The following is a 13,235-nucleotide window of genomic DNA, read 5'->3' as shown; positions in this document are numbered from 1 at the left end:
TCTTGTCGCGCCGCCGCCCTCCTTTATTACTTCTTGAAGACGGAGTTAGGATTGTCCAGGCTGTCCGAACCTTCAAGCTTGATCGTGCCGAGATCGAGAGCGGCAATGACGCGCTGGATGCTCTTCGTCTGGTCGAGCAGGCCATCGATGGCCTTCTGCACGGTGGCATTGCCTTCCTTGTTGCCTTCGCCGATCATCTGGTCGTATTTCTCGACCGTCTCGCCGCGATGCACCAGCGCCTTCATGGCTGCAAGGGTAGCGTTGAGCTTCCCCTCGGTCTCCTTGTCGAGCGCTGCGTCCTTGGCCTTGACCAGATCGTGCAGCGACGGACCTTTCAGCTTGGTGCCGTCGACACGGGTATAGTTGCCGGTATAGGCCGAGGCGATGCCGATGGCGTCGCCATTGTGCTCGTTATAGGTATTGTCGGAGAAGCAATCCTGCTCCTCTTCCGGATCGTGAAGCAGCAGGCCGAGCTTCATGCGCTCGCCGGCAAGTTCACCGTAGGAGAGTGAGCCCATGCCGGTCAGGATGGTGGTAAGGCCAGCCTTCGGATCGGCTTCGACATGCTTGGTGGCTTCGCCGTCCGGTGCCCACTTGGCCGTCATGTCTTGAAGGTCCGAGACAAGAAGCGTCGAAACGGATCTCAGATATTCCGCGCGGCGGTCGCAATTGCCGTGCGTGCAATTCTTCAAGTCGTAATCGGTGGCGGGGCGTTCGCCGGCGCCCGGTCCGGTGCCGTGCAGGTCCTGGCCCCAGAGCAGGAACTCGATGGCATGGTAGCCGGTCGCGACGTTAGCCTCGACACCGCCAGCCTGATGCAGCGTGCCCGACAGGAATTCCGGGGTCAGATGCGAAGCATCGACATCCTTGCCGTTGATCTTGATCGTCTTGTTGGCAATGACGTTGGCGACATAGAGTGCGTTCTCATCGCTTTCCGTGCCGTAAGAAGCATCGACGTAGTCGATCAGCCCCTCGTCCAGCGGCCAGGAATTCACCTTGCCTTCCCAATCGTCGACGATCGAGTTGCCGAAGCGATAGACTTCCGTCTGGGCATAGGGAACGCGGGCCTCGATCCAGGCGGCGCGCGCCGCCTTCAGCGTCTTGTCGCTGGGGTCGGCAAGCAACGCGTTGATCGCCTTGTCGAGCGCCTGTGCCGTCGTCAGGGAGTCCTGATATTTGGCATGCGCCACTTCCGCATAATGCTTGAGGACGGCAGCCGGCTCGGGAGCGGCTGCAAGGGCGGGAAGGCCGGATACGGCGGTTGCGGCAACGGCCACCGCGAGCACGGCGCCAAAATTGATCTTCAGTTTCATATTCCTCTCCTACGACAGCGGGGGGCACCGTCAAAAACTTGGTATTTTGTCTCATGTATGAAAAACAAACTTGTGTCAAATACTCTAGTTTAGAACGATTTTAAGGCAGGAAATTATTGGTTAAGGCCGCAGCAGTGGAATGGATTTGCTTGAAAAAGCGGCAGATGCAGGTCAAAAAACAGGCATGTGGATTTCAGTTGAGTCTCGAAGATCTTTCATGCATCGCCATTTCAAGCATTTCCTTCACCGTCATGAGCCGAAAGGCCATTGGCAGGGGCATCTGAAGTCGGGTGTAGGCGCCATCACAGGCATGACCGCCGTTGGCGCTCTGGCGATTGCGACCGGCATTCCCTTGCTGATCGCACCCTTCGGCGCGACGGCTGTGCTGATCTTCGGCCAGCCGAAGAGCCCACTGGCGCAGCCTGCCAATGTGCTCGGTGGCTATCTGCTGGCCGCCATTGTCGGCAGCCTCGCCATGGCGCTGCTGCCGGGCCTTTGGTGGGCAGCCGCCATCGCTGTCGGTCTTGCTATCGCCGCGATGCTTATTTTAAGGGTGACGCATCCGCCGGCCGGCGCCGTGCCACTGGTGGCATTCGGATCGCATCTGTCGGCGTGGACACTGTTCACCGTTGTCGGCCTTGGCGGCCTGCTGCTCATCGCCATTGCCGTGCTGCATCACCTCATCCCGCCCCGGCAGCAATATCCGCTGCGGGCGGATTGATTTCACTTCACGCTTTCCGCTGCAGACGGCAGAAGAAGAAGCCGTCCGTATCGGTCGATGCTGGTGTCAGCGTAATGGTCTTGCCATCGGATGAGCGCGGCCGCGGCGCATCTTTGCCGAACAGCTTTTCCCAGGAGCTCAACGCCTCCACGACGTCGAAATCCGGGTTCTGGCTGGCGAAACGGTTGACCTGCACTTCGTTTTCCTCGGGCAGCACAGAGCAGGTGACATAGAGCAGCGAGCCGCCGGGGCGGACGAATTCGCCGGCCTGGGCCAGCGCTTCCTGCTGTTGGCTGGTACGCTCGTCGAGGTTCTTCTGCGTCAGCCGCCACTTCGTGTCGGGCCTTCGGCGCCAGGTGCCCGTGCCGGTGCAGGGCGCATCGACCAGAACCTTGTCGAATTTGCCGCGCAGCGGCAACAAACCGTTGCGCTCGTCATGGACCTGGACATTGCGGGTTCCGGCCCGCTTCAAGCGCTCGATGATCGGCGCCAATCGTCGCCGGTCGGAATCATAGGCGTGGACCTGACCCTTGTTGTGCATGGCAGCCGACATGGCGAGCGTCTTGCCGCCGCCGCCCGCACAATAGTCGAGCACCTGGTCGCCCTCTTCAGGCAGAACGAGATCGGCGACGATCTGTGAGCCCTCGTCCTGCACTTCGAACCAGCCCTTCTGGAAGGAAAGCTCGGCGGTGACGTTCGGCAACCGGGATGCACCTTCGCCGGCGGGAATACGGATGCCGAAACGGGCGAGCTTCGATGCTTGCGCGCCTGCGCGATCGAGCGCCTTCACCACCTTGGCGCGGTCCGCCTTCAGCGCGTTGGCACGAAGGTCGAGCGTCGGGCGTTCAGAGAGGGCGTGCGCTTCGGAGAGCCAGTCTTCGCCGAAGGCGCGCTCAAAGGAAGGTTCGACCCATTCGGGGATATCGCCCTGGACGTGCCGGGGCGCATCTTCGAGCTTGCGGGCGGCAAAGGCGGCCAGCGCCTCGGCGCTCGGGGCCTCGGGGGCGAATTTGTCACCGTCGAGTTCGGCAGCCAGCGCCTCGGGCGTCAGGCCCCATTGGCGAAAGAGCACGGCATGGGCAAGTGCCGAAGGGCTGTCGTCGCCCATGAGCCAGGCATGGGAAAGCCGCATGCGTAGCGCGTCGTAGACGATATTGCCGATCGCGGCCCGATCGCCGGAGCCCGCAAAACGATGAGCGAGCCCCCAATCCTTGAGGGCGTCAGCCACCGGTCGCTTGCGCGTTTCGATATCGGCAAGAACCTCGATGGCCCCCTGCAATCGGCCGCCCAGACGCATTTACTACTCTCCTGCTTGCGCACGGTCCCGAAACTCGGTGGAGCTGTCGGGAAATGGCATGCGCTGCCAAAATGTCGCTGACGTCTCATCAATCCGCACGAATAGCGCACATGGCGGCGGATTATTGAGACGTCCCAACCGCGTGGTAGCCGCGATTGACGGAGAGAGCAAGCGTTGTGCCGAAATGCCCTATGCTTCCGGCCTGATCGCCGATTACTTCGAGGCGACGACTTCGTAGCAGACGCTGGCGGTGCCGGAGGCGACCATGCCGATATCCTGGGCCGCTGCGCGGGAAAGATCGAGGACGCGGCCGCGAATGAACGGCCCGCGGTCGTTGATGCGAACGACGACGCTACGACCATTGTGCTTGTTGATGACCCTGAGGCGCGTGCCGAAAGCAAGCGAGCGATGGGCCGCAGTAAGGTTTCTGGAACTCATACGTTCCCCGGAAGCAGTTTTGGAGCTTCCTCCGTACCATGAGGCGCCTCCGCATCCATTCGAAGCTAATGCCGGTGTCGAAAGAAGAGCAAAGGAGGCGGATATAGTTGCGGCTATTGCCAAAGAACGTCTGATGTTCGTCAAACCGAATTTTCCCTCAAGCTGTTGAACTTGCGCCTTGCGTAGGCGGCGGGGCTTAAATCCGGCCAAAAATGGCGAAAAAGTGCCTGGTTTGATCACGGAATATTGCAATTCGTAACATTCGTGATGCAAAGCGAACTAGATGACTAATGGTTGGATTTATCGATTTGTGGAAAAAATCTAATAAAATCAGTTGAAAATGGAACAATTATTCTTGTCGGCATACGGCGGCGCATAAGTTCACGAAAATCGGAAAAATAATTTTCCGATCTTGCCACAATTGCTGCCGCATTTGGGCCAATTTAGAGGTCGTTAACCATAATTGTGGAGTAAATTGAACTAGGAGAGGCGGACAAGTAGGAATTTTCATGCGATTCCTCTTGATTGAAAGACGGGTTTTCCTAGCCGCGCCACCGCCCCGATGACCAGAGCTCCGCAAGCGACATGCGGTATTCGGGAAAGCGAAAGGCAAAGCCGAGGGCGCGTAGTTTCGCGTTCGAGACGCGCTTGTTCTCGCCATAGAAGGACCGCGCCATCGGCGTGAGCTCGGCCGTTTCGAAAGGCTGTTCCGGGGGCGGTTCGACACCCATGAGACGGGCGGCTTCGGCGACTATATCCTGTGGCGGCGCGGGCTCGTCGTCCGTGACATTATATATACCGCCGAGCTTGCGGTCCGACAGGAACCGCGCGCAGGCGCCGATGTCTTCGACGCGGATACGGTTGAAAACCTGATTTGCCTTGATCAGCCGCCGCGCCGTGCCCTTTTCCAGATTGCTGAAGGCGTTGCGACCCGGGCCGTAAATGCCGGAAAGCCTGAGCACCGCAACGGGCAGGTCGAGCCTTACGCCGACGCGAAGCCAGCCGTCTTCCGCCTCGACACGTTCCACGGAGCGATCCGCGATCGGATGCAGCGGGGTCTCTTCGTTGATCCAGGCGCCCTTGTGGTCGCCATAGACGCCGACAGTCGACAGATAGCAGATCCATTCCAGCTTCGGCATCAGCGCACGCAAATTGAGCTGCGCCAGTCGCAGCAGCGGATCCCCCGCCCTGCCGGGCGCGATCGATTGCACCAGATGCGTTGCGGATTTCATCGCCTCACGGAGAGCCGGATCGAGCGTCTCGCCGTCGAAGACAAAGGCTTCGATGCCTTCCGCGGCCAATAGCTCCGCCTTGTCGGCCGAACGGGTGGTGCCCGTGATGCGAATGCCGGAGCCCGCGAAAGCCTTGGCGATGGCCGTCCCCGAGTAGCCACAGCCGAAAATCACCACATGCATCATATCGCCCCCGCTATTTTCCATTCCGCGCGAACCTCTTCGTCCGGCTCGTCATCCCTTTCTGCCGCAAACGCGCGAAATTCGCCAGCCGTCATCAGCCGCGACAGCGCCCAGACGGCCATGCCGCGCACGACGGACGAGGGGTCCTTAGCCAGATCGCGGCATAGCTCGATCAAAGCGCGTTCGCTGGAATTGCCGGCGGCGATGAGCACATTGCGGACAAAGCGGTCGCGGCCGATGCGCTTGACCGGCGAGCCGCTGAAGAAGGCGCGAAAGGCCGCATCATCCAATGTCAGCAGAAAGGCGATCGACGGCTCCTTCAGCTCTTCGCGTGCAACCAGCTTCATCTCGGAGGCAGCGCTTGCGAACTTGTTCCAGGGACAGGCGGCAAGGCAGTCGTCGCAGCCATAGATACGGTTGCCGATCATCGGCCGGATCTGCGGATCGATCGGTCCCTTGTGTTCGATGGTGAGGTAGGAAATGCAGCGGCGCGCATCGAGTTGATAGGGCGCGGGAAAGGCGGCGGTCGGACAGACATCGAGACAGGCGCGGCAGGAGCCGCAATGATCGATTTCCGGCTCGTCCGGCTCCAGATCGGCCGTGGTGAACATCGATCCGAGAAACAGCCAGGAGCCGTGTGTGCGGCTGACGAGATTGGTGTGCTTGCCTTGCCAGCCGAGCCCTGCTGCGGCCGCCAGCGGCTTTTCCATGACCGGCGCGGTATCGACGAAGACTTTTACGTCCTCCTTGGAGCGCGCGGCAAAGCGGGTGGCGATTTCCTTCAGTCGCCCCTTGATGACATCGTGATAATCACGGTTGCGGGCATAGACGGAGATTGCTGCCTTGTCGGTCTTCTCCAGAATGCCGCGCGGATCTTCGTCGGGACCGTAATTGAGGCCGAAGACGGCTATGGAGCGGGTCTCGCTCCATAGGACGCGCGGATCGCCGCGCCGATCGCGCGTCTCCTCCATCCAGCTCATGGTGCCGTGATGGCCCTGTTCCAGGAACTGGCCGAGCCTGACGGCTGCTTCGGGGATGGCGTCCGGTCGCGTGATGCGGCAGAGGTCAAAGCCTTGGGCGCCCGCCTCTTCGCGCAGAAAGGCGGTCAGTGCGCGCCGTCGCTTGCCGGCTTTTTCCGCTTCACGATCCTCGGGCATATCTAGCCCTCGTTAGAAATCCAGGTCGGCGTAGTGGGAAACCGGAGTTACACCGCGTACGCGCTCCGCCAGGATCGGTCGGAAGGACGGACGCGACTTCAGCCGCTGATACCATTCCTTGGCGACCGGCGATTCCGTCCAGTCGATCTCGCCGAGATAGTCGAGCACGGAAATCGAGGCGGCGGCTGCCAGATCGGCATAGCTCAGCCGCTCGCCGGCGAGCCACTGCCTGGAGCCCGCGAGCCAGGAAAGATACTTCATATGCTGGCGGATATTGCCGCGCGCCATGCGCATCACCTTGGAATCGGGTGCGCCGCCGCCCTGGTCCGCGGTCATCTGCAGCTTGAAGACGCGCTCGCGCGTCAGAGGCCGCGTCACGTCCTGTTCCATCTTCTGCATGAACCATTCCGTCAGCCGGCGAATCTCGGCGCGCTGGAACGGATCCTCGGCCAGAAGACGGCGATCCCGCTTCAGGACGCCGTGCGTCTCGTCGAGATATTCGGAAATGACAGTCGCGCCACAGAGCGCCCGCATGCTGTCATCGACATAGACGGGCAGGGTTCCCGCGGGATTGAGCGCGAGGAAGTCGCGGCGCTTTTCCCATGTCTGCTCCTCTATCAGCTCCGTCTGATAGCCATATTCGGTCAGGATCAGACGGACGAACCGTGAAGAAGATGACATTGGGTGATGATACAGCGTCGGCATTGATACTCGGGTGTTTCCAATTGGTGCTACGGAGTTTTTCGGGTCGCGATCCTGCGGCCCTAGTCATTTGTCATGGGTTGAAGCTATAGGAGCTTGGCCTAGTTTGCACAAGCGAATCGGGCCGCCCTGCCGTTTGACAAAGGACACGATATGGCTGAACAAATTATTATCGCGCTGGTTTTGGGTCTTGTGGAGGGGCTTACGGAGTTCATTCCCGTCTCCTCCACCGGCCACCTGATATTGCTCGGACACTTCCTCGGCTTCAAGGAAGCCGCCACATTCGACGTTCTGATCCAGCTCGGTGCGATTCTCGCCATCCTGCTTGTCTATTTCAATCGCCTCGTTCAAATCGCCAAGGCGCTGCCTGTGAGCGTCAAGGCCCGCCATTTCGTGCTGGCTGTTCTGTTCGGCTTCCTGCCGGCTGCCGTCATCGGCGCGCTCGCGCATGACTTCATCAAGACCGTTCTGTTTGATTCACCGCAGCTTATCTGTATCTCGCTGATCCTCGGCGGCATTGTGCTGCTCGTCATCGACAAGATCCAGTTCAAGCCCAAATATACCAGCGCCTATGAGTTCTCCTGGCCGATGGCGATCAAGATCGGCTTCTTCCAGTGCCTGGCAATGATTCCGGGAACGTCGCGTTCGGGCTCCACCATCGTCGGCGCCTTGTTGCTCGGGGCCGACAAGCGATCGGCCGCAGAATTTTCCTTCTTCCTCGCCATGCCCACCATGGCGGGCGCCTTTGCACTGGATCTTTGGAAGAGCCGGCATGATCTCAGCACGGACCAGGGTCTGCTGATCGTCATCGGTTTCGTCACCGCCTTCATATCGGCGCTGCTCGTCGTGCGGGCGTTGCTCGACTTCGTCTCACGCCGCGGCTACGCCCCCTTTGCATGGTGGCGCATTGCCGTCGGCACCCTCGGCCTGATCGGACTTTACACGATCGGCTAATACGGACGGTTTGACGTCGCAATCCTGGAGAAAGATGGGGGCCGGTGAGAACCGGCCTTTTTCATGCTCGATCAGTTCGACGAGGAAGCGCCGATGGAGCCTGTCGTGCAGGGGTCGACGCCATAGGCCGGCGCACATTCGCCCTTCACTGAAGCGATGCTGCCGCGGGCCATGAAGGATCCGGCGAGAATCACCAATGCCGCGCACGCAAACAAAAGCGCGATAGACTTACCCATCGAAGAATGCCTTTCCGCAGAAGTGTGAAGCGCCCCTCAGACCAGCTCACTGTCCAAGCCTGAGACGCGCGGTTGTGTTAGTCAGTGGAATGAGCAATAGCAATAAATGTTCATATTAAATTTGACGTTAATGCTACTATTTCCGCACTGCGTCTTTTGAGCAACGCTGAGCTGTGAATGACGGTGCTCTGCCAGCCTGCTGGAGCAGGTTTCTGCCGTTAAGGAGCAATAAAAAACGCCGCTCGGCAAAGCCGGGCGGCGCGTGAATTTCGTGGAATGGCCGAATCGTTAGGCTGCTTTGCCCGAGCCGGTGAACTGACCCTGCGGACGATAGCGGACCAGATAGGACGGCAGCACGGAGATGAGCAGCGTCGGCAGCAGGCCGATGTCCTTCAGCGTCCGTCCTTCCGTCTCGGCCTGCTTGGAAACGACATTGTCGCTCTTCAGCAGCGTGACCTGGTCTGGCGTGATCGGCGGCGTGATGAGCGGCACCAGCGACGCGATCGAGCCGATCAGCGAGGCGACGGCGAACGGGATCGAGACGAGCGTCTTCTTCCGGTTGATGACGGACAGCGTGGTCTCGAGACATTCGCGGAAGGTAAGCACTTCCGGGCCGCCCAGTTCGTAGGTCGTGCCGGCCTTCAGCTTGCCGTCGACGCTGCGCGCAACGGCCTCGGCGACATCTTCGACATAAACAGGCTGGAATTTGGTCTCGCCGCCGCCGATCAGCGGCAGGAAGGGTGCCGTGCGCGACATATCGGCGAACTTGTTGAAGAAGCCATCTTCAGGTCCGAAGACGATCGAAGGCCGCATGATCACTGCATCCGGCTTGATCGACAGGATGGCTGCCTCGGCGCGGGCCTTGGTGCGGGCATAGGCCGAAGCGGAATTGGCATTGGCGCCGAGCGCGGAAATATGCGTCAGCGAAGCGCCGACGCCGCGCGCGGCCTCAGTGATGGCCTTGGCGCCGAATTCCTGCACGGCGTCGAAGGTGTTGCGGCCGCTTTCGGCCAGGATACCGACGCAGTTGACGACATGCTGCGCGCCTTCGACGGCGCGGTCGATGGAATTGCGATAGCGCACATTGGCCTGGACGATCGAAATCTGGCCGAGATTACCGGCCGGCACCAGGAAACCGGCAAGGTCGGGACGGCGTACGGCGACGCGGATGCGATAGCCACGCTTGGCAAGCGTGCGCACCACATGCCGCCCGATGAAGCCTGATCCTCCGAACACGGTAACGAGCGGCGGGAGGTCGGACAGGGTCATGGCAGGCTCCTCGAAAGGCTTTGATTGGGCTGATCTGATTTCGTCTTAACCGATCGGAGCGCCGAGGTGAAGTGCTATCGCGCTGCATCGCAGCGTCACATTTCGAAGGGATCAAATCCCTTCGACGACGACCATTTCCGCATCCGCTACTTCATGGCGGATTTTGGCGGCCGCCTGGTATTCCGGCGAGTTGTAGCAATCGACGGCATGTTGCAGCGACGGAAATTCGATGACGACGTTGCGGCCGCGGGCCTGCCCCTCAAGCGGGGTGAATGCACCACCACGGGCAAGGAAATTCGCACCGTATTTCTCGAAAGCCGGCTTGGCGCCGGCGACGTAGTCCTTGTAGCGCTCGAGGTCGCGAACATCGACGCGTGCAATCCAGTATCCCTTTGCCATAATTGCCTCCCTGTTTCCCGTAATGATCTAGAGTGCGGCGTCGATCTCGGCGAGGATGGCCCGGGCCGCCTCCTTGGGATCGGCTGCCTTGACGATGGGCCGGGCGACGACGAGATGGCTCGAACCGGCCTTGATGGCGGCGGCCGGCGTCATCACACGCTTCTGGTCGCCCTTGTCGCTACCATCAGGCCGGATGCCGGGAGTTACCAGCGCCATGTCCGGGCCGATGATCTTGCGCACGGCGGCTGCCTCCTCGGCCGAACAGACGATGCCGCCCATGCCGGCGAGACGCGCCTGCTCGGCGCGGCGCAGCACCAGCGTATGCGGATCATATTCATAGCCGGCGGCAATCAGATCCTCTTCGTCCATCGACGTCAACACGGTGACGCCGAGCAGGCAAAGATCCGATCCCTTGGCTGCGGCGACGGCCGCTTTCATTGCCTTTGGATAGGCATGCAGCGTCAGCATCGACATGCCCATCTTGACGATGTTCTCGACGCCGGAGGCCACTGTGTTGTCGATGTCGAGCAGCTTCATATCGAGGAAGATCCTCTTGCCGTCGGCGGCGAGATCGCGCGCGAATTCCAGGCCGCCGGCAAAGGCGAGCTGATAGCCGATCTTGTAGTAGAGGATATCGTCGCCGAGGGCGCCGACCACTTTTTCGGCCTCCTGAAGGTTTGGGACATCCAGTCCAACGATCAAGCGGTCGCGTGCGGTCATCTCAAGCCCATCCCATCCAATCTTCCATGGGTGTCCAGTCGCATGAGACGACACGCTTCGCAAGATCGAAACAGAAAAGATTGCCGCCGCCGGGAGGCTGATCGGCCTGCCGCGCGATCGGCTTTCCTTCCAGATGGCATTTCAGCAGCGTGCCGACGCCGCCATGCCCGACGAAGGCGATCGGCACCTGCGGATCATGCCGCGAAAGTACGGCATCGACATTGGAGACGATCCTCGCCTGCGCATCGATGGCACGCTCCCAGCCTTTGAAGCTCTCGTGCGGATGGGCAAAGAACCAGTCCGCCGCCTTCTCGAATTCCGGCGGGGTCAGGAAGCCCGTGGCGCTGCGGTCGTTTTCATGCATGGTCTCGATGATTTCGACCGATGCACCGCTTGTGGCCGCGAGAATTTCGGCTGTTTCTATCGCCTTGCGTTCGCCGCTGGAGACGATCAGGCCGAGCCTGTGCGCCCAGGGGTGTGTCGCCGCCAAGCGTGCTCTTGCCGCGCCGATCGAGGAAAGTCCCCATTGCGGCACGGGAACGTCCGGATCGATGCGCACCTGGGGGTGCGTGACATAGAGGGCGTACATGGGATTGCCTCAACCGCGGCTGTAGATCCAGAGCTGGGCCGGCGGAATATTGCGGACGATGAAGTCGAAGTGGCGGATGTGGTAGCGATCCGGCTTGGCGATGATCGGCGAGACCGGCCCATAGGAGATCTGCACGACGGGACGGCCAGGCGGCATGCGGTCCAGCAGGCTCTCCAGCAGCGCGACACGCGCCTGCATCGGGAAATTAAGGAGCGGAATGCCTGACACGACGGAATCGAACGTCTGGCCGCGCAGGACGCCGAGCGTCTTGTCGAGATCGAAGGCATCGCCATTGATGAAATGGACGCCGGGATAGAGCTTGACGAGGTGATTGTAGAAGTCGGTGGAATATTCGATGGCGACGAGGTTCTGGGGCTCAACGTCGCGCGCCAGGATTGCCTTGGTGATGGCTCCCGTACCCGGGCCTAATTCCAGCACCGGCAGCCCGGATTGCGTGTTGATGATGCTCGCCATCTTGCGGGCGGTGATCGAGGACGTCGGGGCGATCGAACCGACTGTCTTCGGTCCCTGCATCATGCCCTTGAAGAAACGGATCTCCTCGTCGAATTTCTTGCCCAGCCGTTCCTTGAGACGCAACGCCATGCTCTCCCCCACCAGATGTTATGGTCGCGACTTACATACCGCTTATCGCGAATCTTGCAATGCGATGACGCAATAACAAGAGAAAATGTCGCAATCCACAAAGGAAAAAATAAAAGCGCCCTTTGCGTCTGAGAAACGCATGAAAGGGCGCTTTGGTTTCGTCAGACGCGCATCGGCATCAGAACATACAGCGCGTCGTCGCCGGCCGTATCGCGAATGAGGGTCGGCGAGCCGGCGTCGGCAAGCAGGAATACCGCCGATTCGCCCGAGAGTTGCGCCGTGATATCGAGCAGATATTTGGCGTTGAAGCCGATTTCCATCGGATCCATCTCGTAGCCGACAGCCACTTCTTCCGTCGCACTTCCCGAATCCGGATTGTTGACCGTCAGCAGCAGCTGGCCGTCGGACAGCGCCAGCTTCACCGCGCGGCCGCGCTCCGAAGAAATGGTCGACACACGATCGACGGCCTGGGCGAAGGACTGGCAATCGACCCGCATTTCCTTGTCGTTGTTGGTCGGTATGACCCGCTGGTAATCGGGGAAGGTGCCGTCGATCAGCTTCGATGTCATGACGATGGACCCGATCGTGAGGCGGATCTTGGCGTCGGAGACCTCGACGGTCACGATCGCATCCGGCGTGTCCACCAGCTTCTGCAACTCGCCGACCGTCTTGCGCGGGATGATGATGCCAGGCATGCCTTCGGAGCCCGAAGGGGCGGTGACATCGGCGCGGGCAAGGCGATGGCCATCGGTGGCGACGGCCCTCAGCTTCAGGTCGCCATCGCTTTCGATCGTGTGGAAAAAGATGCCGTTGAGGTAATAACGGGTCTCTTCGGTGGAGATCGCGAACTGCGTCCGGTCGATCAGCATCTTCAGATCCGCCGCCTTCAGCTTGAAGGAATGGCTGAAGCTGCCGGCGGTGAGATCCGGAAAATCGGATTCCGGCAGGCATTGCAGCGAGAATTTCGACCGGCCGGAGGCAACCGTCATGGAGCTGCCGTCGGGGTTGGTGGCGAGAAGCACTTCCGATCCGTCGGACAGCTTGCGCACGATATCGTAGAGCAGGTGCGCCGGCACGGTGGTGGCGCCGGCCTGCTCGACATTGGCGGGCGTCGCCTCGGTGATTTCGAGATCGAGGTCCGTCGCCTTCATGTCGAGGCTTGCGCCCTCGGCCTTCAGCAGCACGTTGGACAGGATCGGGATCGTATTGCGACGCTCGACCACGCGATGCACGTGGTTCAGCGACTTCAGGAGGTTCGACCGCTCAATTGTAATACGCATGGATGCTACCGCTTTCGACCGTGACTTTCCGGGCGGCCCGAAGCGCCCGAATGACATGTTTTCGGACGAGGCCCGAAAGATTGGACGGGCAAAATGGCAGACTTCAGCATGCGAATGCAAGAGGCATGGGGCGTTTGTCGCG

General features: G+C 60.5%; 15 protein-coding genes. 2 read left to right on the top strand and 13 right to left on the bottom strand.

All coding sequences use genetic code 11. The features are described 5' to 3' along the window. Positions 1 to 26: 26 nt before the first annotated feature. Positions 27 to 1,313, bottom strand: a complete 1,287-nt coding sequence (locus FHT28_RS14575) for an imelysin family protein (RefSeq protein WP_168596579.1) — start codon at positions 1,311 to 1,313, stop codon at positions 27 to 29. Positions 1,314 to 1,530: 217 nt separating this feature from the next. Between FHT28_RS14575 and FHT28_RS14570 the strand changes: the two genes are divergently transcribed. Next, positions 1,531 to 2,034: an HPP family protein gene (locus tag FHT28_RS14570; protein WP_047641110.1), complete on the top strand. Its 504-nt coding sequence runs from the start codon at positions 1,531 to 1,533 to the stop codon at positions 2,032 to 2,034. A gap of 7 nt (positions 2,035 to 2,041) precedes the next feature. Here the strand turns inward: FHT28_RS14570 and FHT28_RS14565 are convergent, their stop codons facing one another. From FHT28_RS14565 to FHT28_RS14545, 5 genes are all read right to left on the bottom strand, one after another. Next, entirely contained in the window at positions 2,042 to 3,331 is a 1,290-nt protein-coding gene (locus FHT28_RS14565) for an RsmB/NOP family class I SAM-dependent RNA methyltransferase (protein WP_047556302.1), read from the bottom strand. 213 nt (positions 3,332 to 3,544) lie between these two features. Next, positions 3,545 to 3,913 carry a septal ring lytic transglycosylase RlpA family protein gene (locus FHT28_RS14560; RefSeq protein WP_037197308.1) on the bottom strand — a complete coding sequence of 123 codons (369 nt, stop codon included), beginning with the start codon at positions 3,911 to 3,913 and terminating at the stop codon, positions 3,545 to 3,547. 398 nt (positions 3,914 to 4,311) lie between these two features. Then, positions 4,312 to 5,184 carry an SDR family oxidoreductase gene (locus FHT28_RS14555; protein ID WP_047556300.1) on the bottom strand — a complete coding sequence of 291 codons (873 nt, stop codon included), beginning with the start codon at positions 5,182 to 5,184 and terminating at the stop codon, positions 4,312 to 4,314. After that, positions 5,184 to 6,341: a tRNA epoxyqueuosine(34) reductase QueG gene (gene queG, locus FHT28_RS14550; protein WP_047556298.1), complete on the bottom strand. Its 1,158-nt coding sequence runs from the start codon at positions 6,339 to 6,341 to the stop codon at positions 5,184 to 5,186. Before queG ends, FHT28_RS14555 begins: the two co-directional genes overlap by 1 nt. A 12-nt stretch (positions 6,342 to 6,353) precedes the next feature. Continuing rightward, positions 6,354 to 7,046, bottom strand: a complete 693-nt coding sequence (locus FHT28_RS14545) for a glutathione S-transferase family protein (RefSeq protein WP_037197311.1) — start codon at positions 7,044 to 7,046, stop codon at positions 6,354 to 6,356. A gap of 150 nt (positions 7,047 to 7,196) precedes the next feature. Between FHT28_RS14545 and FHT28_RS14540 the strand changes: the two genes are divergently transcribed. Continuing rightward, the gene (locus tag FHT28_RS14540; RefSeq protein WP_037197312.1) at positions 7,197 to 7,997 is read left to right on the top strand and encodes an undecaprenyl-diphosphate phosphatase; all 801 of its coding nucleotides are present in this window, start codon (positions 7,197 to 7,199) and stop codon (positions 7,995 to 7,997) included. Between the two features lie 71 nt (positions 7,998 to 8,068). On the opposite strand, the gene FHT28_RS14535 is transcribed toward FHT28_RS14540, so the two are convergent. The 7 genes from FHT28_RS14535 to dnaN all read right to left on the bottom strand — a co-directional run bounded on the left by FHT28_RS14535 (position 8,069) and on the right by dnaN (position 13,093). After that, on the bottom strand, positions 8,069 to 8,233 hold the full coding sequence (locus tag FHT28_RS14535) for a hypothetical protein (RefSeq protein WP_037197313.1): 165 nt from the start codon (positions 8,231 to 8,233) through the stop codon (positions 8,069 to 8,071). A gap of 288 nt (positions 8,234 to 8,521) precedes the next feature. Next, entirely contained in the window at positions 8,522 to 9,502 is a 981-nt protein-coding gene (locus FHT28_RS14530) for a complex I NDUFA9 subunit family protein (protein WP_168596578.1), read from the bottom strand. Between the two features lie 111 nt (positions 9,503 to 9,613). Next, positions 9,614 to 9,901, bottom strand: a complete 288-nt coding sequence (locus FHT28_RS14525) for a DUF1330 domain-containing protein (protein WP_037197315.1) — start codon at positions 9,899 to 9,901, stop codon at positions 9,614 to 9,616. Positions 9,902 to 9,928: 27 nt separating this feature from the next. Then, on the bottom strand, positions 9,929 to 10,621 hold the full coding sequence (gene pyrF / locus FHT28_RS14520; protein ID WP_047556294.1) for an orotidine-5'-phosphate decarboxylase: 693 nt from the start codon (positions 10,619 to 10,621) through the stop codon (positions 9,929 to 9,931). Between the two features lies 1 nt (position 10,622). Next, positions 10,623 to 11,210 carry a histidine phosphatase family protein gene (locus tag FHT28_RS14515; protein ID WP_168596577.1) on the bottom strand — a complete coding sequence of 196 codons (588 nt, stop codon included), beginning with the start codon at positions 11,208 to 11,210 and terminating at the stop codon, positions 10,623 to 10,625. 9 nt (positions 11,211 to 11,219) lie between these two features. After that, entirely contained in the window at positions 11,220 to 11,813 is a 594-nt protein-coding gene (gene pmtA, locus FHT28_RS14510) for a phospholipid N-methyltransferase PmtA (RefSeq protein ID WP_168596576.1), read from the bottom strand. A gap of 161 nt (positions 11,814 to 11,974) precedes the next feature. Next, on the bottom strand, positions 11,975 to 13,093 hold the full coding sequence (gene dnaN / locus FHT28_RS14505; protein WP_037197359.1) for a DNA polymerase III subunit beta: 1,119 nt from the start codon (positions 13,091 to 13,093) through the stop codon (positions 11,975 to 11,977). Positions 13,094 to 13,235: the final 142 nt, after the last annotated feature.

It is taken from the genome of Rhizobium sp. SG570, from assembly GCF_012275345.1.
Lineage (GTDB): Bacteria > Pseudomonadota > Alphaproteobacteria > Rhizobiales > Rhizobiaceae > Rhizobium > Rhizobium lusitanum.
The sequence above is the reverse complement of the archived record's forward strand: the minus strand, read 5'-3'. Positions and strand labels throughout refer to the sequence as shown.

Excerpts from the sequence above, each read along its gene's own strand:
- FHT28_RS14535 (WP_037197313.1), bottom strand. The coding sequence starts at position 8,233 with ATGGGTAAGTCTATCGCGCTTTTGTTTGCGTGCGCGGCATTGGTGATT.
- queG (WP_047556298.1), bottom strand. The coding sequence starts at position 6,341 with ATGCCCGAGGATCGTGAAGCGGAAAAAGCCGGCAAGCGACGGCGCGCA.
- FHT28_RS14565 (WP_047556302.1), bottom strand. The coding sequence starts at position 3,331 with ATGCGTCTGGGCGGCCGATTGCAGGGGGCCATCGAGGTTCTTGCCGAT.
- dnaN (WP_037197359.1), bottom strand. The coding sequence starts at position 13,093 with ATGCGTATTACAATTGAGCGGTCGAACCTCCTGAAGTCGCTGAACCAC.
- pmtA (WP_168596576.1), bottom strand. The coding sequence starts at position 11,813 with ATGGCGTTGCGTCTCAAGGAACGGCTGGGCAAGAAATTCGACGAGGAG.
- FHT28_RS14575 (WP_168596579.1), bottom strand. The coding sequence starts at position 1,313 with ATGAAACTGAAGATCAATTTTGGCGCCGTGCTCGCGGTGGCCGTTGCC.
- FHT28_RS14555 (WP_047556300.1), bottom strand. The coding sequence starts at position 5,184 with ATGCATGTGGTGATTTTCGGCTGTGGCTACTCGGGGACGGCCATCGCC.
- FHT28_RS14570 (WP_047641110.1), top strand. The coding sequence starts at position 1,531 with ATGCATCGCCATTTCAAGCATTTCCTTCACCGTCATGAGCCGAAAGGC.
- FHT28_RS14515 (WP_168596577.1), bottom strand. The coding sequence starts at position 11,210 with ATGTACGCCCTCTATGTCACGCACCCCCAGGTGCGCATCGATCCGGAC.
- FHT28_RS14525 (WP_037197315.1), bottom strand. The coding sequence starts at position 9,901 with ATGGCAAAGGGATACTGGATTGCACGCGTCGATGTTCGCGACCTCGAG.
- pyrF (WP_047556294.1), bottom strand. The coding sequence starts at position 10,621 with ATGACCGCACGCGACCGCTTGATCGTTGGACTGGATGTCCCAAACCTT.
- FHT28_RS14540 (WP_037197312.1), top strand. The coding sequence starts at position 7,197 with ATGGCTGAACAAATTATTATCGCGCTGGTTTTGGGTCTTGTGGAGGGG.
- FHT28_RS14545 (WP_037197311.1), bottom strand. The coding sequence starts at position 7,046 with ATGCCGACGCTGTATCATCACCCAATGTCATCTTCTTCACGGTTCGTC.
- FHT28_RS14530 (WP_168596578.1), bottom strand. The coding sequence starts at position 9,502 with ATGACCCTGTCCGACCTCCCGCCGCTCGTTACCGTGTTCGGAGGATCA.